This is a genomic window from Gemmatimonadota bacterium, assembly GCA_016714015.1.
In the GTDB taxonomy this organism is placed as follows: Bacteria; Gemmatimonadota; Gemmatimonadetes; order Gemmatimonadales; family Gemmatimonadaceae; genus Pseudogemmatithrix.
This window is the reverse complement of sequence record JADJNZ010000013.1, coordinates 1-20,047: the sequence shown is the minus strand read 5'-3', so window position 1 is coordinate 20,047 and position 20,047 is coordinate 1. Positions and strand designations below refer to the sequence as shown.

At 70.7% G+C, this 20,047-nt stretch carries 12 protein-coding genes and 1 pseudogene; 4 read left to right on the top strand and 9 right to left on the bottom strand.

Annotated elements, in window-relative coordinates:
- Position 1: 1 nt before the first annotated feature.
- Positions 2-640 (bottom strand): porin family protein, encoded by a 639-nt coding sequence (locus IPJ78_19215; protein MBK7908659.1) that lies wholly within the window; start codon positions 638-640, stop codon positions 2-4.
- Positions 637-6,042: a hypothetical protein gene (locus IPJ78_19210; GenBank protein ID MBK7908658.1), complete on the bottom strand. Its 5,406-nt coding sequence runs from the start codon at positions 6,040-6,042 to the stop codon at positions 637-639. Before IPJ78_19210 ends, IPJ78_19215 begins: the two co-directional genes overlap by 4 nt.
- Before the next feature lie 159 nt (positions 6,043-6,201).
- On the opposite strand from IPJ78_19210, the gene IPJ78_19205 reads away from it, so the two are divergent.
- A complete protein-coding gene (locus tag IPJ78_19205) occupies positions 6,202-7,548 on the top strand; it encodes an MBL fold metallo-hydrolase (protein ID MBK7908657.1) in 1,347 nt (448 codons plus the stop codon).
- Here IPJ78_19205 and IPJ78_19200 read toward each other — a convergent pair.
- From IPJ78_19200 to IPJ78_19190, 3 genes and pseudogenes are all read right to left on the bottom strand, one after another.
- Positions 7,545-8,702 (bottom strand): VCBS repeat-containing protein, encoded by a 1,158-nt coding sequence (locus tag IPJ78_19200; GenBank protein MBK7908656.1) that lies wholly within the window; start codon positions 8,700-8,702, stop codon positions 7,545-7,547. The two genes, IPJ78_19205 and IPJ78_19200, sit on opposite strands and share 4 nt — an antisense overlap.
- A 52-nt stretch (positions 8,703-8,754) precedes the next feature.
- Positions 8,755-10,042: pseudogene (locus tag IPJ78_19195) on the bottom strand (sigma-70 family RNA polymerase sigma factor).
- The gene (locus IPJ78_19190) at positions 10,039-10,374 is read right to left on the bottom strand and encodes a hypothetical protein (protein ID MBK7908655.1); all 336 of its coding nucleotides are present in this window, start codon (positions 10,372-10,374) and stop codon (positions 10,039-10,041) included. The pseudogene IPJ78_19195 and the gene IPJ78_19190 overlap by 4 nt, the downstream one beginning before the upstream one ends.
- Before the next feature lie 753 nt (positions 10,375-11,127).
- On the opposite strand from IPJ78_19190, the gene IPJ78_19185 reads away from it, so the two are divergent.
- Entirely contained in the window at positions 11,128-11,616 is a 489-nt protein-coding gene (locus tag IPJ78_19185) for a hypothetical protein (protein MBK7908654.1), read from the top strand.
- Between the two features lie 119 nt (positions 11,617-11,735).
- On the opposite strand, the gene IPJ78_19180 is transcribed toward IPJ78_19185, so the two are convergent.
- Positions 11,736-12,110 carry a hypothetical protein gene (locus IPJ78_19180; protein MBK7908653.1) on the bottom strand — a complete coding sequence of 125 codons (375 nt, stop codon included), beginning with the start codon at positions 12,108-12,110 and terminating at the stop codon, positions 11,736-11,738.
- Between IPJ78_19180 and IPJ78_19175 the strand changes: the two genes are divergently transcribed.
- Positions 12,109-12,513, top strand: coding sequence for a PD40 domain-containing protein (locus IPJ78_19175; GenBank protein ID MBK7908652.1), 405 nt, complete (start codon positions 12,109-12,111; stop codon positions 12,511-12,513). The genes IPJ78_19180 and IPJ78_19175 overlap by 2 nt on opposite strands.
- 175 nt (positions 12,514-12,688) lie before the next feature.
- Here the strand turns inward: IPJ78_19175 and IPJ78_19170 are convergent, their stop codons facing one another.
- Complete coding sequence (locus IPJ78_19170) at positions 12,689-13,276, bottom strand: hypothetical protein (protein MBK7908651.1); 588 nt, start codon at positions 13,274-13,276, stop codon at positions 12,689-12,691.
- A gap of 239 nt (positions 13,277-13,515) precedes the next feature.
- On the opposite strand from IPJ78_19170, the gene IPJ78_19165 reads away from it, so the two are divergent.
- Positions 13,516-16,176 carry a serine/threonine-protein kinase gene (locus IPJ78_19165; protein ID MBK7908650.1) on the top strand — a complete coding sequence of 887 codons (2,661 nt, stop codon included), beginning with the start codon at positions 13,516-13,518 and terminating at the stop codon, positions 16,174-16,176.
- Between the two features lie 186 nt (positions 16,177-16,362).
- Here IPJ78_19165 and IPJ78_19160 read toward each other — a convergent pair whose 3' ends face one another.
- Together IPJ78_19160 and IPJ78_19155 are read right to left on the bottom strand one after the other, a co-directional pair.
- Complete coding sequence (locus tag IPJ78_19160; protein ID MBK7908649.1) at positions 16,363-17,613, bottom strand: exo-alpha-sialidase; 1,251 nt, start codon at positions 17,611-17,613, stop codon at positions 16,363-16,365.
- Positions 17,613-19,907 carry a TonB-dependent receptor gene (locus IPJ78_19155; protein ID MBK7908648.1) on the bottom strand — a complete coding sequence of 765 codons (2,295 nt, stop codon included), beginning with the start codon at positions 19,905-19,907 and terminating at the stop codon, positions 17,613-17,615. The genes IPJ78_19160 and IPJ78_19155 overlap by 1 nt, the downstream gene beginning before the upstream one ends.
- Positions 19,908-20,047: the final 140 nt, after the last annotated feature.

Sequence of the window (20,047 nt, the reverse complement as noted above, 5' to 3'; positions counted from 1 at the left end):
CTCAGCGCCCGATGATCGCGAACGGCACGCCGATGGTGACGAGCACGTCGCGCTGCTGGCGTTTCTGGTAGTAGGCGTTCCCCTCGTCAGGGTCGGTCGTGTAGACGTGCATCTCCACGCCGAGCCGGAAGCCCCACTCCGGCGTGACGCGCGTGCGGATCCCGACGCCGACGATCCCCGCCACATCGACCTTGTCGTCGATGCCAGGCACGTCGAACGCCTCGCCCCCGCGCCGCGCGGTGCCGGCGCCGAGCGCGAAGAAGAGGTTGGTGCGGCGCGGCTGGAAGAGCACGCGCGCGTTCACCATGAGCAGGCTCCCGTCGGTGGGCGGCTCGAAGTTGATGCAGCCGGTGCACTTCACCACGACGCCGCTCTTCACGTAGGTCGCCTGGCCCTCGAGCGCCCAGATGTTCGTGAATCGCCACGTCAGCGCGGCGCCGATGCCCGGGCCGGCTTCCTGTCGCTCGAGGTCGCTGTCGCTCTCGTAGGTGAGGTAGTTGGTGGCGTAGTACGAGGCGAACTGCGGGGTCACCTCGAGCTTCACCTGGGCGGCGAGCGGGGCGGGCGCGAACCAAAGTATTGCGAGGAGCGCGAGTCCCGCGTGTGATCGAAGTAGACCGCTGCGTGAGCGCATCGTCATGGGAATCGGCGGTGGAGGATGAGCAACAAGCGGACGGACTCCAAGTTCGAGTTCCGGCCGGTGAACACGGTCGAGACGCCCCCTATCTCCAGTTCCCGACTGGACGTCGGGATGGGCGGCGCGAGCGCCGGGCGGATCGTGAGTCGCAACACCGCAGGGGCAGCGGTCGTGCCTCCGAGGAACTCGCCGCTGACCCAATCCGACGCGTTGTCGAGTCCGGAGGCGTTGAGCCCTGTGATCGCCCCCGCACCGAGGTTCGTTATCGGCACGTCGACGGTGATCGGTGACGTGTCTCGCGCCGCGACTTCGAGCGTCCGGTAGGGCAGCGCGAGGCCACGAGACACGCTGACGGTCCACGGGATCTCGAACGACTTCGGCACGACTGAGTCAGCGCCGAAGTCGAAGCAGTCATCAGGGTCGGTACAGTCGGCGAGGAGCCTGATCCCTCCTGTGGCGGTTCGGCAACATCCGGTCCCCAACGAGTCGGACCATCGGTAGCTCCACTCGTCTGCGCTCGTGACCACCGTATCGTTCGGGAACGAAAGGAAGTATGCGTCCGCCGTGATCACGATCCGGGCCGAGTTCCCGAACGGTGTCACGCTCACGGTCCAGTCGTATGGAAGCGGTCTCGATGGATCCAGCCGGTAGTTCGTAAGGCCGGGATGCGCGATGTTCTGGTTGAATGCGAGCAGTGTGTCCGAGAAGCTCCGGATGTAGGTACCGTTCGCTCCCTCGGTCGCCTCGCGGCGAACGCGAAACATCGCCGCGCGCGGGTTCGTCACGAGCTCTGGGAGCACGTTGAACACGACATTGATATCGAAGTCGCGCGCAGGCATCCCTGTTCCGGCCACACGTACGCGCGCGCCCGCGGTGAACGGCCGCACCTGCGACACGATGGAGAGCGTCGACGGGAGCGTCGGTGAGCTGAAGACGAGGTCGCCGGGCGCGAGCCAAGGGACACAGGTGGCCGGGATCAGGGAGTCTGTGCACTCCGCGACCCCTGTCTGCGAGACGATGGTCGCCGTCAGGTTGCCCACGGTCCCGCGCCCGCCGTTGTCGATCCGCAGGACCGGCGTCGGCGTGATCGTTTGCACCGTGTTGGACGAGGCGTTGCCCATCATGACGACGTTCACGAGGCCGGTTGCGACCGGATTACGACCCACGTCGAGCGAGACGAGGAGCGTCTCGGGCTGCACCGCGGGCAAGTTCGACGATACGATGAGGCGTCGCACGCACACGCCGAGCTCCAGTCCCGTCGCGTTCGCCACGAGCGTCATGACGGACACCGGGTCGGCCACGCCGCCCTTGTCGAACGTCGGCGTGTTCAGCCACGCGCGCGTCGCGCAGCTGTTCGGCCCCGAGACGTGCGTCTGTGAGGTGGTCAGACCAGTGATCGCGCCGGTTCCCGCATTCGCGACCGCCACCAGCACCGGGGGGCTCGCGCCACCAAGCTGCGCGAGGAGACCGACGCTGTCAGTCGCGATCGCCATGTCCGGGTCCGGCGACAGCACGACGACGCTTGCCACCGCGAAGTTCTCGAGCGGACTCCCGTTGATGCTCGCGCGGAAGAAGCGGGGCGTGCCGGCAACGGTCCCCGTGAAAGCGGCGGTGTAGGTCCCGTCGCCTCGGTCGGTGACCGGTGACAATACCCCCGCCGACGTGCCGGTGTCCGCGACTATCGTCACGGTGTCCCCACCAGATCGCGTCCGGTTGCCATAGGCATCGCGGGCGAGAACGGTCACCGTCGACGTCGCACCCACGCCGATCGCCACAGGCGCGGCCTCGATCGCCGACTGGGCGGCCGCGGCGGGCCCCGGCAGGACGACCACAGCTCGTTGCGCATCGAGCGCCGTGCACTCGGCGTCGAACCCTGGCTCGCCAGCCACCCACACGTACAACCGATAGGTACTGGCCTCGTAGAGCGTGAGCGGAACGAACGTGTTCTGCCCGTACGTCCCGTCGCCCCGATCCAGCATCTGGCGCGGCCACGCGTACAGGCACTGACGCGAATCCGGGGTCGGCGGCGAAGTAAGGAAGTTCCACCGGATCTCGAGGCCACCGGCTTCGAGCCGATTCCCCAAGCTGTCGCGCGTCACGTAGGAGACCACGAGCGAATCGCCCGCGAGGAGGGTGTCGCGCAATGGAACCATCTCCGACCGCGCGAACGAGAACCGGCCCGGCCGCACCACCAGCGTGGGCGCTGCCATCGTCCCCGCCACACCACCGATCGTGACGCCGATCGCCCGCGGAGCCCCGGTCGTCAACGCGGTGAACACCGCCCGATACGTCCCATCCCCAACATCGGTCACCGCCGAGATCGTGCCGTCCGCCGTTCCGCTCCCCTTCGTGAACACCACCGTCGCCCCGCCCGCGCCGAGCAGATTTCCCGCCGCATCCCGCGCCGTGAGCACGAGCGACGTCGTATCGCCCGCGATCACCGTGTCGGAACCAATCGTGAGCGTGGACGTCTCCGGCGAGATCGCACCCGCGCGCACCGTGACGCCCGCGACGGTGTCCGGCGCGATCGCCTCGCCACCGATCGTCGCGCCGATCGCCCGCGCCGTGCCCGCCGTCGTCGCGCGGAAGAAGGCCGTGTACGTTCCGTCCCCTACGTCCGTCACCGCCCCGATCACGCCGTCGCTCGTGCCGTCACCCTTCACGAAGGCGACGGTGAGTCCACCGGCGCCGAGGGCATTGCCGGCGGCATCCCGCAGCACGAGCGAGAGCGTCGTCGAATCCCCCGACGCGAGCGTGTCGGTCCCGACCTGCACGCGCGACCGCGTCAGCGATGCCGCACCCGCGGTCACGGTGATCGTCGGCAGCGCGGAGGTCAGCGCCACACCGCCGATCGTCGCGCCGATCGTGCGCGCACTGCCCGCGACCGTCGCGGTGAAGGTCGCGCGGTAGGTCCCGTCGCCCTGGTCCGTCACCGCGGAGAAGGTCCCGCCCGCGGAACCGCCGCCGAGCGTGAACGTCACCGCGAGTCCGCCGCTCGTGAGCGCGTTGCCGGCCGCGTCGCGCGTGGTGAGCGTCACCTCCGTCACCGCGCCGGACGCGAGCGTCACCGCCCCCACCGCGAGCGTGGACGTCACGACCGAGGCCGCGCCCGGCGTCACCGTGATCGTCGGAGCGATGGCCGTCACCGCGGCGTCATCGATCGTCGCCCCGATCGCCCGCGGCGAGCCGGCGAGCACCCCCGTGAAGGTGGCGGAATAGGTCCCGTCGCCCTGGTCCGTCACCGGGCCGATGGTCCCGGTGCTCGTCCCGTCACCGAGCGTGAACGCCACCGTGCGTCCGCCCGACGGGATCACCGCGCCGGCGCTGTCCCGCACCGTGAGCGTGAGCGTCGTCGTCGCTCCGGACGTCACCGTCGGGGCGCCCACCGTCACCGACGAGAGCGCGAGCGACGGCGGAACGCTGCTCACCGTCACCGACACCGAGGGCGTCGCGAGCGCCACGCCACCGATCGTCGCGCCGATCGTGCGCGCGCTCCCCGCCGTCACCGCGGTGAAGGTCGCGCGGTAGCGTCCGTCACCGAGGTCGGCGACCGCGCCGATCGTGCCGTCGGAGGTCCCCGCCCCCTTGGTGAACGCCACGGCCGCGCCGCCTGCGCCCACGAGATTCCCTGCCGCGTCGCGAGCGGTGAGCTCGAGCGTCGCCGTGTCGCCGATGAGGAGCGTGGACCGCGAGAGCGAGAGCGTGGAGGTCGCGACCGCCGCTTCGCCGGGCGTCACCGTAATCGTGATGGTCGGCGACGTGAGCGCCGCACCGCCGACCGTCGCCGAGATCGCGCGGGCGGTGCCGGCCGTCGTCCCCGTGAAGGTCGCGACGTAGGTGCCGTCGCCCTGGTCCGCCACCGCGTCCAGCGTGCCGTCACTCGTTCCGGTGCCCTTCACCAGCGCGACCGTCGCGCCGCCCGTCGTGATCGCGTTCCCCAGCGAGTCGCGCGCCGTCACCGTGAGCGTGGTCTGCGCCCCCGACACGAGCGCCGTCGCCCCTGCCGTCAGCGTCGTGGTCGCCAGTGACAGCGCCCCCGCCCGCACCGTGATGGTCGGTGACGCGCTGGTGACGGGCGCGCCCCCGACTGTCGCGCCGATGCTCCGCGCCGTCCCGCTCGTCGTCGCCGTGAACGACGCCGAGTAGGTCCCGTTCCCGTGGTCCGTCACCGCGCCGATCGTGCCGTCGCTCGTGCCCGCGCCCTTCGTGAACACCACCACGAGCCCGCCCGCGCCGAGCGAGTTGCCGAGCCCGTCGCGCGCCGTGAGCGTGAGCGTCGTCTGCGCACCGGCCGCGAGCGTGTCCGCCCCGACCGTCACCGCCGATCGCAGCAGCGAGAGCGCGCCGGGGCTCACCGTCACCGACGGCGAGGGCGACGTCACCGCCGCGCCGCTGATCGTCGCGCCGATCGCCCGCGCGCTCCCCGGCGTCGTCGCCGTGAAGAGCGAGGCGTAGGTCCCGTCGCCGCGATCGACGACCGCGCCGAAGGTCCCGTCGCTCGTGCCCGTGCCCTTCGTGAAGGTCACCGTCACGCCGGTCCACGTGACGCGGTTCCCCTGCGGGTCGCGCAGTTCGAGGAGCGCCGTCGTGGTATCGCCCGCCGCGAGCGACGTGCGGCCGAGCACGATCGTGGACTGCGCCGTCGCGGGCGGCGGCATCTGCACGGTGATCGCGGGCAGCGATCCCGTGAGCGCCGCGCCGTTGATCGACGCGGTGATCGCCCGCACGCCCCAGCGCGTGCCGGTGAAGGTCGCCGTGTAGGTGCCGTTGCCCTGGTCCGTCACCGCCGAGAGCGTGCCGTCGCCGAGCTGCCCGCCGCCGGGCGCCGTCGCGCCCAGCCCCATCACCACCGCGTCACCGCCGCTCGTGCGCACGTTGTTGTTCGCATCGCGCGCCGTCACCGTGACCGTCGCGGCGCCACCCACCGGCACCGACGTGAGCGAGGCGACGACCAGCGACGCCGCCGCCGACGCGGGCCCCGGCACGATCGTGATCGACTGCGCCGAAGTCAGCTCGCCTTCGCCCGCGACCACCGCGCGCACCTGCGACGGCGTCCCCGCCGTGACCGCGGTGAGCGTCGAGGAGTACGTCCCGGTGCCGCTGGACGTGATCGCCGAGAAGGTGCCGCCGCTCGTGCCGTTCACGAGGCTGAGCGTCGCCGAGATCGGGTCGGTGAAGGGCTCGCCCTTGGCGTTGCGCGCCGTGAGCGTCGCCGTGTAGGTCTGGCCCGCCACGTAGGGACCCGCGGCGACGAAGAGCGTCGACTGCGCGAGGTCGAGTTCGGGGACCGCGGTCGGCCCGTCGCCTCCGCAGGCGAGGAACGAGAAGGCCAATCCCGCGGCCGCCAGCGTGGCCACCGCGCGTGCGCGGCGCTGCCACGGCCCTCTTATGGATGCTGGCGTCATGCGGGGGCGACCTCGGGGCGGGCGCGCCGAGGGAATCCGGCGCCCCCAACGCTGTCAGGGGAAACCGGAGGCGTCAAGCTGCGGGCGCGTGACGCGCCCCCAGGAGATGACCGGTTCGCCCGCGACGCGTAGGTTCCCCTGTCCCCGAACGGAGCCCCGATGTCACGCCGCACACGCCTCGCCCTCGCATCGTCCCTGGCGGGTATCGCCTTCCTCGCCGCCGCCAGCGCCGCCCCCGCGCAGTCCGCCCCCGCGCCGCTCCGCCCCGGCGAGATCCGCCTCACCTACCTCGGCAACGCCGGGTGGGAGATCACCGATGGTCGCCGCGTGGTGCTCGTCGATCCGTTCCTCACCCAGTTCCGTCGTTGGCGCCCCGGCGGTGCGGACGTCGCGCCCGGCGCGCTCTACGTGCCGGACACCGCCTTCATCAACGCGCATGTCAGCCGCGCCGACTACATCCTCATCACGCACGGCCACTCCGACCATGCCCTCGACGCCGGCTACATCGCGCGGCGCACCGGCGCGGTCATCGTCGGACACGAGACCGCGGCGAACCTCGCGCGCGCCTATGATGTCCCCGATTCGTCGCTCATCACCGTGATCGGCGGCGAGGACTACGACTTCGGCGACTTCTCGCTGCGCGTGGTCCCCAACATCCACAGCGCCCTCGACGACAAGCGCTACTACAACAACGGGCGCGGCATCGCCGGCAAGGCTCCGCGCGGGCTGCGCGCGCCGCTCCGTCGCGTGGACTACCAGGAGGGCGGCAACCTCGCCTACATCCTGCGGATGGCCGGCCATGAGGTGCTCATAATGGGCTCGATGAACTACATCGAGCGCGAGATGCAGGGACTCCGCCCCGACATCGCCCTCATCGGCTCCAACAGCCAGCGGCTCGAGATCCACGACTACACCGGCCGCCTCATGCGCGCGCTCGGGAATCCCGCGGTCGTCCTCCCGAGCCACGCCGACGCCTACGGCGACCCCGATCCTTCTCCCGCAGCGCTCGCCGATCGCCGGCTCTTCCAGCAGGAGGTCGCCACCGCATCACCCGCGACCAAGTTCATCACGCCCACCTGGTTCGAGCCGATCGTCATCCCGTCGCGCGCCACCGCTGCACCGCACACCGTCGTCTCGGTCGCCGGCATCGCACCGCTGGTGCCCGCGTACTCCGAGGCGATCCGCGCGGGCGGTCAGGTGTTCGTGTCGGGCATGACCGGCATCAGGCCCGGCACGCAGGAGATCATCGACGGCGGCGTGGGACCGCAGACGCGGCAGACGCTCGAGAACATCCGCACCCTGCTGCACGCCGCCGGCGCGACGATGGCGCAGGTCACCGAGTGCACCGTCTTCCTCGTCGACATGAAGGACTACGCCGCGATGAACGCCGCATACATCGCGTTCTTCCCCACTGCCGCACCCGCCCGCGCGACCCTCGCTGTGACCGCGCTCCCACGCCCCGCGGCGCGCGTCGAGATCAAGTGCAGCGCGGTGGTCCCCGACTAGCGACGCGAAGGCGCCGCCGCAGCGGGACCGCTGAACCAGATCGCGTTGGGCGCGTCGGAGCGCGCCGCCGCGATGTCCGGCCAGCCGTCGCCGTCGAGATCCGCGACCGCGACGGCGTAGACCGAACCCAGTCCGTCGTTCCACGACGCGCGCGCGAACCGCAGCGACCGCCCCTCGCCGCGACCGAACAGCACCACCCCTGGCAGCTCGTCGTTGCCGATGACGATGTCCGCCCGCCCGTCGCGATCGAGGTCCGCGACCGCCACCGCACCGGGCACCACGCGCCCCGCGTCGATCGCGACCGCCTCGCCGAAGCGACGCCCGCCGAGCCCGAAGTGCACGAAGACGCCGGTCTCCATGTCGCCGACGACGAGATCGGTCACGCCATCGCCGTCGACGTCACCGACCGTCGCAGCTCGGATGCTCGAGTGCTCCGGCCCCATCACGACGGGCGCACCGAAACCGCCGCGGCCATCGTTCCAGAGCACGAGACTCCGGCCGCGGTCGCGATGCGGCACGAAGAGGTCCACCGCGCCATCGCGATCGAGGTCGGCCGCGACGATGATCGTCGCCGAGCTCGTGGGGAGCGGCGCGCACGACGGGAAGGCGCCGCTCCCGTCGTTCATGCAGACGAAGCTCGGCCGCCCCGGCGGCGCCGCCCCGCCGCGATTCGCGACGATGAGGTCCGGACGCGCATCCCCGTTGAGATCGGCCACGGTCACGTAGCGCGTCGACCACTCCGGCGCGCCGAACTCGCTCGCCACGGTGAAGTGCCCGGTGCCGTCGTTCAGGTAGACGAGTTTGCGATCGGGCCGGTCGTTGCTCGACACGATGTCGAGGTCGCCGTCGCCGTCGAGGTCCGCGAGCGCGGCGGAGTAGGTGCGGTCGGCCTCCTCACGCAGTGGCGCCGCCGAGAAGTTCCCGCGTCCGTCGTTGCGCAGCACGAGATCCTGCAGCGGCCAGTGTCGGCCCTTCGCGAGGACGAGGTCGGGATCGCCGTCGCGATCGATGTCGCCGACGCTGACGCCGGCCGAGGTCGCGCCAGCGGGCTCGAGGAGCGTGACGCGCTCGAACGCTCGCGGCGCCTCTTGGGCAACGAGCGAGGCCGGCACGAAAGCGAGGACGACGAGGACGCTGCGAGTGTGGGAGCGCATGGGACTCAAGTTAGCGGCAGCGCGGCCGCATCGCCCCTCTTCGCACGCGTCATCACGGAGCTCCTGCTGGTCGGCGCTGACCTGCCACCTCACGATCGATCCGGAGTCGACGCTCCAGGACCTGCTTCACTGCCGCGGTCGGAGCCAACTGGCACGCCATCTCCCGGTACCCGCTCGCCGCATCGGCGTCTCCGGATGCGTCGATGCAGGTCGGCGAGGACCGCCATCCACATGTACGAACCCGCCAGCCAGGTCGGAGGGTGAAAGCCATCGAGCACGGCGAGTCCTCGCGCCGGTCCGTGCAGTTCCGCGACCGCTACAGCGCGGTTCAGTCGATGGAGTGCGGACGGCGCGACCTGCTCCAGGAGCTCGTAGTACTCGACCACTTTGTCCCAACGCGTCTCGTGGAAAGCAGGGGCCAGGCAATGCTCCGCCGCGATCGCCGCCTCGGCATGGTACCGCGTGAAGACATCGCCCGACGCGGACTTGGCCAGCCACGAAAGGCCGACCTCGATCTCCCCGGCATCCCAGAGGGCCCGGTCCTGTTCCTCGAGCAGGAGCAGGCCACCAGCGCCGTCCTGGCGAGCCGTGAGCCGAGCCGCATGAAGATGCAGCAGCGCAAGCAGCGCCGACGTCTCGGGAGACTGGCCGATCGGGTGATTCGCGAGGATGTCGGTCAGCCGTATCGCTTCAGCGCAGAGCTCACGACGGATGGCCGTGTCCGCGTGCGAGGAAAGGTAGCCCTCCGTGAAGATGAGATAGAGTATCGTGCGCACGCCAGCGAGACGCGACGCGTACTGCTCACTCGTGAACTCGTCCGTGGACGGCGGCCGCGCTCGCAAGCGCTCGCGCGCTCGACCGAGGCGTTTGTAGACATTGGCTTCGCTGGTGAACAACCGAGCCGCGATCTCCCGCACTTCAAAGCCGCACAGGACCTTCAGGGCCAGGACGATCTGCGATTCCGCCGGGATCGCATCGTCGCAACAGACGAACAGCATGCGGAGCAAGTCGTCCTGCACATCGTCGGCGAGCAGGGGCTCCGGCCCCTGTTCCAGCGCGGCGACCACTTCGGTCGCGTTCTCCTCCATGAGGCGACGGTGGCGCGTTCGCTGGCGCAGATCGTCCCAGAGGCCGTTGCGCGCGACACGATAGAGCCACGCTGTCGGGTTGTCCGGCACACCCGCCACCGTCCACGATTCAAGAGCGGACATCAAGGCCGCCTGAACGGCGTCCTCGACTGCCTCGATGTGCTGCGCGCCTGTCCGGCGCGTCAGCATGGCGACCAGCCGGCCGTACTCGTGACGAAAGAAGTGATCGGCCAGCTGGCGTGGTTCGCTCAAGGCGTGCGTATCTCGATGACTTCAACGCCGGAGCCCGGACCCACGAGCCCCGGGCACTCTCGCGCCACTTCGATCGCCTGATCCAGGCTCTCCGCCGAGACGATCATGTAGCCGCCGACCAGCTCCTTGATCTCGACGAACGGTCCGTCCGGCGCCGGGTCCGCAGTGGTGAGTCTCCCTTCGCCGAGCCTCCCGCCCATGTCCACCAGGTTCTGCTTGAACTTCTGCTGCCAGGCGCCGAACTGCGCGTACATCTCCTGCATCTTCGCCGGCGACGGACGCTCGGCGTTTCCACCCTCGACCTTGCGCTGCAAGCACAGATACTTCGGCATGACTTCTCCTTGTGAGTGCCGTCGGTGGATCCGAGCGACCCGCGATGACGAACGGACAGACGGCAATTGGACACTCCTCGGCCACTCCCTCGGTCGAACTATCCTCGGCCGCCCAACCGATACCCCAGCGCGGCTGTCGGACACCAACCCGGCCCGCACCGAAACAGCAGACGGTCGCCCCGCATCCAGCCACGCTGAAGCGGTCACGGTCGACCGCCACCGACCCCCCGCCCCCTCCAGGCCGAACGCACAACAAGTGAGTCAGTCATTCCGCGAGAGGATGAGTTCGGCACACCGAGTCTTCGACAGGGCTGCACAGCGCCTTGCTCGCCGCCAGCTCCTGAGTGGAGCCCAACAATAGCCCCTCCGGACGGCGTGCCCGCAAGTCCCGACGCACGTTCCGCTTCGCCCCACCCCCGGCCGACCAGCGGAGCCCGCCAAGCCGAGTCGGGACCGTCCGCTTACCACGCATTCGCGGCGGCTCGCTCGGCGCCGCCGTCAGCGTCTCGCGCGCGGTGATGATGTGTGGTCATGCCAGCACCAACTGCGGCAACACTTGGTGAGGCGCCACGAGCGGCCGCGCTCGTTCCTCGTTCCTGCAGCATGCCTCCGCGCTGGATGATGACTGCCCCCCACGAGCGACTGTCGTGCGGTGGCGCAGTGTGCGCTGGCCGGCCTTGGCGGGGTAGTTGTTGCAGAGGTCGCATGACGGAACGGATGACCACCAATCGAACGCACTTCGGAGCTCGCAGCGTGCACTCACTCCCGCGTCTCGTCTCGGCCGTCCTGGCCATGTCGCTATTGGCGGCGTGCCAGAGCCTCTCGACGGAGCCGTCCGCGCTGACGAAAGTCACGTCGACGACCTCGTTCGGGATGTGCGTCGGGTACTGCAAGACGACGCTCGTGATCACCGCGACGGAAGCCGTCCTGATCCGTGAGTCGTACGGGCGCGGCGCAGGGACTGAGCTTCCGCTCCAACGCGTCACGACGCCGCTCTCAGCGCAGGAATGGCAGGAGATCGCTACGGCGGCGGCCGCGGCCGCGGCGGCGTTCGACACGCTGCCCGAGAGGATGGGCTGCCCGGATTGCGCGGACGGCGGCGCGGAGACGCTGACGATGGTGGGGTCAGGTCGCGCGAAGACCGTGGCGTTCGACTACGGCGCTTCGATCGCGGGGGTGCAGCCGCTGCTCGAGCAGGTACGGGCACTCCGACTGCGCCTCGAGGCGAGCCAGGGCCGGTAGAGCGAGGCGGGATCGGGATGGACGCAGAACTCAACGTGGAACGAAGAGGGGCCACCGACGCGTCCGCCGGTGGCCCCCTTTTCATCTTCCCACCTTCAGCCTACTTCCTCAGCTTGGTCCTACGCCGCCGCCCGCGTCACCGGCTGCGCCTCCTGCTGCACCTGCGGCTCGGGCACCGGCGCCCCCTGCTCCGCGCGAGGCCTCGCACCCCCCGGCGCACGCTGCACCCGCTTCGCGCTGCGCCAGGCCGCCAGCACCCCCGGTTCGCGGGCGTAGCTCGCCCGCACGATCGCGTCCATCCGCTCCACCGCGCGACGCCCGCGCACCAGCTGCACCGGCATGATCGCCCGCGCCGACTTGTGCGCCCCGCGCTGCACCGTCCGCTCCGTCGTCACCTGCTGCAGCGCCGCGCGCGCATTCGCGAACTGCGCGAGGAAGTCTGCCGGCGACCGCACCTTTCGCCCCATGGCGGTGGGCCCGAGCTCGGAGATCATGCCGCGCCTCTCGCGCGACGGGAAGTGGCTCGCCTACCAGTCCGACGTGAGCGGCCGCGCCGAGATCTACCTCCGCCCCTTCCCCGGCGACGGCCCGCGCGTGCAGGTGAGCGACGCGGGCGGCAGCGAGCCGCTCTTCGACGCCAGCGGCCGCACGCTCTACTATCGCGGCCCGGGCGGCATCGTCGCCGCGTCGCTCACCTTCGACCCCGACGTGCGCGTCACCTCGCGCCGCGTGGCCTTGGCCGACCTGCAGGTCGCCGATCCCACGCATCCGTCGTATGACGTGACGCCGGACGGGAAGCAGTTCGTGATCCTGCGGCCGACGAGCGGCGATGCGCGGGGCGTGCTGGTGAGCAACTGGGCGCGGGAAGTGCGGCGGAGGCTGGCCGAGCCACGCTAGCGCGCCGGGGCGGTGCGAAGGAGCGAGGAGCGAGGGGAAATATCGAGGGGCGAGGCAAAGGGGGAGAGCTCAAGTGAAAGTGCGAGAGGAAGGGCTCCTTCCGCTCGACCCTTCCCCTCGGCCCTCCCCCTTCCCCTCAAGTCCTCGCTCCTTCCCCTCGCTCCTCGCTCCTTCGTCAGTCCACTCCAGGTCGCCGCCTCACCCTCCATACGCTCAGCGCGATCAACACCAGCCCCGCCAGCACGCCGAGATCACGCCACAACGGCGCGTACATCGTCTCCAGATGGTCGCGCCGCAGCTCGAGCCGCGGCGAGTACGTCGCCCACGCGGCGAGCGTCGGCAACGCGCGCACGGTCAACCGCAGCGTGTCGCCACGCTTCGCCTCCATCGTGCCGAGGATGAACCCCGCCGACGCACCGCTGCTGGCGTAGTCCCCCGTGGATCCGGGCTCCGTCGTGGACCACCGGCGTCCCCCGATCGTGCCGTCGAACTCGAGGAACGGCCCGCCCTCGCGCAACGGCCCACGCACGTTGCCCGGCGGGATCGCGAAGTCGTGCACGAGCTGGAAGCGCCCGCTCCGTGGCATCACGAGGCTCGTGTCGAAGGGCCGCTCGAGCAGCGGCAACGACGACACGCGCATCGGCATCCGCCCGAGATCGCGGTCGATCGACCAGGCGCGGCCGAGGAGCAGGAGCCCAACGAGCACGCCGAGGATCGGCATCCAGATGGCGGGTACGCGCCGCGCGGGGATCGGGGGTGACATGCGGCTCTAAGATACACGTCGCGCGGCCGGCGGCGGGCCGGGCGAAGGAGCGAGGAGCGAGGGGAAATATCGAGGGGCGAGGGAAAGGGGGAGGGCTGAACCGAAAGTGAGAGAGGAAAGGTTCGCTTCCGCTCGACCCTTCCCCTCGGCCCTCCCCCTTCCCCTCAAGTCCTCGCTCCTTCCCCTCGCTCCTCGCTCCTTCGCCGGCATCCCCGGCGCTGCGGAGGCAACTTCCGCCCATGTCATTCCCGCCCCGCCTCGCCGCGGCCCTCGCCGACCGCTATCGCCTCGAGCGCGAACTCGGCCAGGGCGGCATGGCCACCGTCTACCTCGCCGCCGACCTCAAGCACGACCGCCGCGTCGCGATCAAGGTCCTCAAGCCCGAGCTCGCCGCCGTCCTCGGCGCCGACCGGTTCGTGGTCGAGATCAAGACCACCGCCGCGCTGCAGCACCCGCACATCCTGCCGCTCTTCGACAGCGGCACCGCCGACGGGTTCCTCTACTACGTGATGCCCTTCATCGAGGGCGAGACGCTCCGCGCGACGCTCGACCGCGAGAAGCAGCTCGGCGTGGAGGAGGCGGTGCGGATCACCACGCAGGTGGCCGACGCGCTCGACTATGCGCATCGCCACGGCGTGATCCATCGCGACATCAAGCCCGAGAACATCCTCATGCACGACGGCCGCCCCATGGTGGCCGACTTCGGCATCGCGCTCGCCGTGAGCGCGGCGGCCGGCGGGCGGATGACCGAGACGGGATTGAGCCTCGGCACGCCGCACTACATGAGCCCCGAGCAGGCCACCGCCGACAAGGACATCACCGGGCGCGCGGACATCTACTCGCTGGCGTCGGTGCTCTACGAGATGCTCACCGGCGATCCGCCGCACACCGGCTCCACCGCGCAGCAGATCATCATGCGGATCATCACCGAGCCCGCGGCGCCGGTGACGAAGGTGCGCAAGAACGTGCCGCCCAACGTCGCGGCCGCCGTCGCGCAGGCGCTCGAGAAGCTGCCGGCCGACCGGTTCGAGAGCGCCAAGGCGTTCGCCGACGCACTGGCCCAGCGCGGGTTCACCAGCACGGCGATGATCGAGGCGGGCGCGCCGGCGGCGGGGGTGCGTGGTGCGAGCCCGCGCGCGCTCATCGCGCTGGGGGCCGTCGCGGTCCTGGCTACCGCGATCGCGGGCTGGGCGCTGATGCGTCCGGCACCCGAGCCGCGCGTGACGCGTTTCCCGCTGCTCCTGCCCGAAAGCCAAGCGCTGACCAGGGGCGCGAACGGCACGTTGGCCACTCTGACGCCGGATGGCCGTACGCTCGTCTACGTCGCCGGCGAGAACGCGGAGCGGCGCCTCTGGGTGCGCCCGCTCGATCGGCTCGACGCCACGCCGCTGGCCGGCACCGAGAGTGCGGTCAATCCGTCGGTGTCGCCCGACGGCACACGCATCGCCTTCCTCACGGCGTCGAGCCCGCGCGCCCTCAAGGTCGTGCCGCTCGCGGGAGGGCCGGTCCTCACCCTCACGGACTCCCTGGTGGACAACGGCGGCGTCTCATGGGGGACCGACGGCTACATCTATTACGACGGTCACCTCGAGGGCGACGGCATCGCGCGGATCAAGGAGACCGGGGGATCACCCGAGATCGCGTCACGACCCGACTCGAGCCGCGGCGAGACCTTCCACAACATGCCGAGTGCGCTTCCGGGTGGCCGTGGTGTGCTGATACGCAGCCGGAAGGCGGTCGCGACGGGACTCCTGTGGGAGATCGCGGTGCTGGACACCCGCACGGGGACCCACACCATCGTCGTCCCCGGCGTGAGTGCGACCTACATGGAGAGCGGTCACCTGCTCTACGTCACGCAGGAGGGGATGCTGATGGCGGCGCCGTTCGACCTCCGCGGACTTCGCCTCTCCGGCGAGGCCGTGCTTGTCGGCGACGGCGTCGCCGTCGGCAGCTCCGACAAGATCACCATCTCCGCGTCACGCGATGGTTCGCTGGCCTACGTCGCGGGCTCGGCGCAGAACGCGAATCGGGAGCTGGTATGGGTCAGCCGCGACGGCGTCGCTCGCGCCGTGGACTCCTCGTGGTCTGGTGTGATGACGGGACGCCCCGTGCTCTCGCCTGACGAGCGCGCGGCGGCCGTGACCGTCGGTGGGGCGTCGGGCGCGCAGATCTGGGTGAAGCAGCTCGACCGCGGCCCGGCGACACGAGTGGCGAATCTCGGTGTCACGCCGTCATGGACACCCGATGGGAGATCCCTGCTGTTCGGCACGCCCGGCGGCGGGCCACTGCAGACGGTCCCTGCCGATGGGAGCGTGCTCCCGTCGAGCATCCCGGGCCGAGGCGCGTCGCCGCAGCTCTCGCCCGATGGCCAATGGGTGATCTACGGCCGGAACGGCGACATCTTCGGCCGGCGCACCTCGGGCGACACCGCGGAGGTGCCGCTCGTGCAGGATCCCGGCACGCAGCAGGTCGACGCGCTCTCCCCCGACGGTCGTTGGCTGGCGTACGCCTCGGACGAGACCGGGACGTATCAGGTGTACGTGCGCCCGTTCCCGGACACCAAGGTGGCCAAGCGGCAGGTGTCGACGAATCTGGCATATACGCCGCGCTGGTCGCGATCGGGGCGTGAGCTGTTCTATTTCCAACGGGACGAGAATGACTTGCCGTGGCTCTGGGCCGTGGATGTGGTCCCCGGGACCGCCTTCACGACCGGCACACCCAAGAAGCTCTTCTCGATCGTACCGTACTTTCCGACCACCACCGCGTTCTTCGACGTGAGCGCGGACGGGCAGCGATTCCTGTTCACGCGCTTCGTGGGGTCGGGGGCTGGAGTCGCGGCGCAGGAACGGATCGTGATCGTGCAGCACTTCACGGCGGAGATCAGGGCCAGGGTGCGCTGACCGTCGGTCCGGGCGAAGGAGCGAGGAGCGAGGGGAAATATCGAGGGGCGAGGGAAAGGGGGAGGGCGCAAGTGAAAGTGCGAGCGGAAGGGCTCCTTCCGCTCGACCCTTCCCCTCGGCCCTCCCCCTTCCCCTAGAGTCCTCGCTCCTTCCCCTCGCTCCTCGCTCCTTCGCACGACCCCCCGCTCAGTCGATCCGTCCTCGCCTCAGCATCACGACCGACGGCACCGCCACCGCCGGCGCCCCATGCTCCCCATGCGCCGCGTCCGCTCCAGCGCTCTCGGTCCACGCGACCGACACGCTCCCGTTCGCCAGCGCGACCGTCGGGAATCCCGCCGAGCGCGCGGCCGTGCTCACGCGCTGCACCGCGCCGAACCGGCGCCCGCCATCGCGCGAAACCCGCATCAGCACGGCGGGCACGCCGCCCTCCGTCCGGTCCCACGTCGCCACCACGATCTCGCCATCGACCGCGAGCTGCACGTGCGACGCGCGCGTGCCCGCCTCGTCGTCGAGCGACACCGGGGGACCGAAGCGCGCGCCGTCGTCCGAACGCGCATACCACACGCCAGCGCGGCCCTCCTTGCCGGTCCACCACGCCACATGCACGCGATCACCCGCATCGGCGACCAGCGCCGGGCCGGCGTGCGGACAGGCGTCGAACACCCAGTCGTCCGCGTGCACCCGCTCCGGCGGCGAGAAGGTCGCGCCGCCGTCGGTCGAGCGCGCGACGACCACGTCGCGCACGTTCCCCGGCAGCACCTCGCGCCACGCGATCCACACCCGGCCCGACGGACGCGAGGCGATCGCCGTGCGGCAGCAGGGACAGGCTTCGCGCGGGCTGAGCGCGAGGTTGCGCAGCCAGCGCGTCCCGCCATCGAGCGAGCGCGCGAGATACGCCGCCGAGGTGCCGCTGCGGCCGTCGAGCCAGGCGGCGATGAGCGCGCCGTCGGCGCTCGCGTGGAACGCATGGAAGTTGTGCGACCCGAACACGAGCGTATCGTCGGTCACCGTCACCGGTGCGTCCCAGGTGCGGCCGCCATCGGTGGAACGGGCTTCGCGCAGCGCGGCCACCGGCCACTCGGCGCCGGGGAGCTCGCGTTGCAGCACATAGAGCACGTGCAGCGCGCCGTCGGTCGCCCACGCGAGCTTGGGCGGCGCCTCGCCGTGCGGCGTGATCGGGCCGAGCGGGTCCACCACCCGCGTGGGGGGCGCGCTGTCCACGCGCACGAAGAGGCCACCGCGGCCCGAGGTCGAATCGTCCACCACCCACGCGACGGCCTCGCGACCGTCGGCGGCGACGGCGAACATCGGGGCTGCCCCGATGTCCGCCGTGGCCGTGAGCGCCTCCGCCCCTTCCCACGCGACATCCGCGGCGGACTCACACGAGCAGAGCAGGCCGACGAGGGCGGCCGCGCGGAACGAACGGAGGCATCTCATCAGCGGGTCCAGCGCAGGCCAGCGTAGATCGCGCGACGGTCGGCCGGCTGGAAGAACCGCCCATTGCCGTCATCCACCGTGACCGCGGCGGAGTAGATCTCGTCGGTGAGGTTCTGCCCCGACACGAACACGGTGAGCCCGAGCGACGGCACCAGGTACTCGGCGCGCAGCCCGACGGTCATCCACGCGTCGTTCTCGACGGTGTTCGCGCTGTTCACGAAGTACGACGACGGCACCCACTCCACGGCCGGCGTCACGCTGAAGGCGGCACCGAACCGGATCCGCAGGTCGGCGACGAGATGGTGCTCCGGCGCGCCCGGCAGGCGATTGCCCGCGAACGCCGAATCGGTCACGTAGGTGAAGTCCGACCAGGTGTAGCCGAGGCGGAGCGTGCTGCGATCGGCCACCTGCCACTGCACCGCCGCCTCCACGCCGCGATGCCGCGTCGCATCGACGTTGCGGTACGACGGGACCGTGAAGGGCGCGCCGACGAACGGCGGGACGTTGATGTTCACCAACTCATCGGTGAGCTCCACGTCGTACGCCGCCACGTCCCACGTGAGCGCACCGCGACGGCCGCGCACGCCGATCTCGTACTGCCACGCCGACTGCGCGTCGAGCGGCAGGAACCCGCCCACACCACCGAAGCTCGTGAGCTCGACGAAGATCGGCGGTTCGACCGTGCGGCTCGCGTTCGCGTACCACTGCGTGCCCGAGTCGCGCCGGTAGATCGCCCCGATGCGCGGCGAGACGGGGGTGAAGGTGCGTTCGTCGGACTGGTCGCCGTTCGAGACGAAGTCGTCCTCCACCGTGCGGGTCGCGCGCTCCATGCGCACGCCGGCGACGAGCGTCAGGCGCGGCGTCACCGAGAGCGCGTTCTCCGCGTACACCGCGAGGTTGGTCGCCTTGTCCTGCTCGTCGCGCGTGAGCGCGCCGTGTTCGCCCACGACGTTCACATACTGGCGGTTCCGCATCGACTCCGTCGCCGGCTGGAAGCCGAGCGTGAAGCGGTTCGCCCGCGCGCCCATCGCGGCGGTGTTCTCGTATCGGAACTCGGCGCCGAAGTCCTGACTCTGCTGGTTGATCACCTCGAAGATCGGGTGGTCGATGTCGCGGTACTGCATGTAGGGTGCGATGTCGAGCCGCTGCGTCGGGGTGAGCTGCACCCGGTACTGCACGCCCACGTGGTGGAGGTCATAGGCGCGGCCCCACCGGTCGGTGCGGTTCGCCGCGGTCGCCACATCCGGCGTCGCGGCGAGCTCGGCGGCGGTGAGGCTGCCGGGCAGTTCCTCGTCCACTCGGGCGAAGAAGTAGAAGGCGCGCAGGCTCGACCGCTCCGAGGGCGTGAGGCCGGCGTGCAGGTTGATCCGGTCCCGCGACTGCCCCGACCAGTCGCGGAATCCGCCGATCGCGGTGCGCGCGTAGCTCGCGTAGAAGTCCTTGCCGTCGCTCGCGCCGCCGCCCTCGACCTGCGTCTTCAGGTACCCGAACGATCCGCCCTCGGCGAACGCGGCCGTGCGCGGCGCGGTGTGACCGGTCTTGGTCTGCAGGTCGATCGCGCCACCGAGGGTGGAGCCGCCGAACCGCAGCGCGTTCGCGCCCTTGTGCACCGCGATCGCGTCGGTGGTGAGGAGTTCGAGCGACTCGAAGTCGGTGAATCCGTCGGCATTGCGATAGGGCATGCCGTTCACGAGCAGGTTCACGCCGCGCGCATGGAAGTTGTTGCGCAGGCCGGACCCGCGGATGGAGATCTGCGACTCGTCGGCCGCGCCGAAGCGCGGCTGCACGTAGACGCCCGGCACGAAGCCGAGCACGTCCTTCAGGTTCGCCTGGCGCGTGCGCCGGAGTTCCTGCGCGGTGACGAGCGCGGTCGCGCCCGGCGTGAGCCGCAACGCCTCACGGGTCTCGTCGAGATCACTCGACGTGCCGATGACGGTCACGGCGGAGAGGGACGCCGCGTCCATCGCGACATCGACGACGGTCTCCTGGCCGGCGGTCACGGTGACGGACGCCGTGCGACTGACGAAGCCACTGCGGCGCACTTCGAGGCGATGGGCGCCGACGGCGATCCCGTTGACGGCGTAGCGACCATCGACGCCGGTCTGCGCGACCGGATCAGCGCCGTCGAGCGCGATCCAGGCGCCGGCGACCGGCCGGCCGTCGGAGGCTGTGACCGTACCGCGAACGCCACCGGTGGTCTGGGCCGCGAGGTGCAGTGGGAGGAGGAGGACGAGGAGCGCGAGCAGCGACAGGGCGCGCGCGGACGCGCGCCCGAGAGGGCGTCGGAGAGACATGGATTGGGAAGCGGGAGGAGGACCCGGCCGCCCAAATGGACGACCGGAACGACGACAGCGCGATCAGGCCTGTGCGTTCGTGGGCGGTCCGCTCGCCAGCGGCTGCCGATGCTCCCAAGCGGTGACGGGCGCGACGCGCG

What these genes read in the sequence shown, in the direction of transcription:
- IPJ78_19215 (MBK7908659.1), bottom strand. Translation starts at nt 640, where the DNA reads ATGACGATGCGCTCACGCAGCGGTCTACTTCGATCACACGCGGGACTC.
- IPJ78_19210 (MBK7908658.1), bottom strand. Translation starts at nt 6,042, where the DNA reads ATGACGCCAGCATCCATAAGAGGGCCGTGGCAGCGCCGCGCACGCGCG.
- IPJ78_19205 (MBK7908657.1), top strand. Translation starts at nt 6,202, where the DNA reads ATGTCACGCCGCACACGCCTCGCCCTCGCATCGTCCCTGGCGGGTATC.
- IPJ78_19200 (MBK7908656.1), bottom strand. Translation starts at nt 8,702, where the DNA reads ATGCGCTCCCACACTCGCAGCGTCCTCGTCGTCCTCGCTTTCGTGCCG.
- IPJ78_19190 (MBK7908655.1), bottom strand. Translation starts at nt 10,374, where the DNA reads ATGCCGAAGTATCTGTGCTTGCAGCGCAAGGTCGAGGGTGGAAACGCC.
- IPJ78_19175 (MBK7908652.1), top strand. Translation starts at nt 12,109, where the DNA reads ATGCCGCGCCTCTCGCGCGACGGGAAGTGGCTCGCCTACCAGTCCGAC.
- IPJ78_19180 (MBK7908653.1), bottom strand. Translation starts at nt 12,110, where the DNA reads ATGATCTCCGAGCTCGGGCCCACCGCCATGGGGCGAAAGGTGCGGTCG.
- IPJ78_19170 (MBK7908651.1), bottom strand. Translation starts at nt 13,276, where the DNA reads ATGTCACCCCCGATCCCCGCGCGGCGCGTACCCGCCATCTGGATGCCG.
- IPJ78_19165 (MBK7908650.1), top strand. Translation starts at nt 13,516, where the DNA reads ATGTCATTCCCGCCCCGCCTCGCCGCGGCCCTCGCCGACCGCTATCGC.
- IPJ78_19160 (MBK7908649.1), bottom strand. Translation starts at nt 17,613, where the DNA reads ATGAGATGCCTCCGTTCGTTCCGCGCGGCCGCCCTCGTCGGCCTGCTC.
- IPJ78_19155 (MBK7908648.1), bottom strand. Translation starts at nt 19,907, where the DNA reads ATGTCTCTCCGACGCCCTCTCGGGCGCGCGTCCGCGCGCGCCCTGTCG.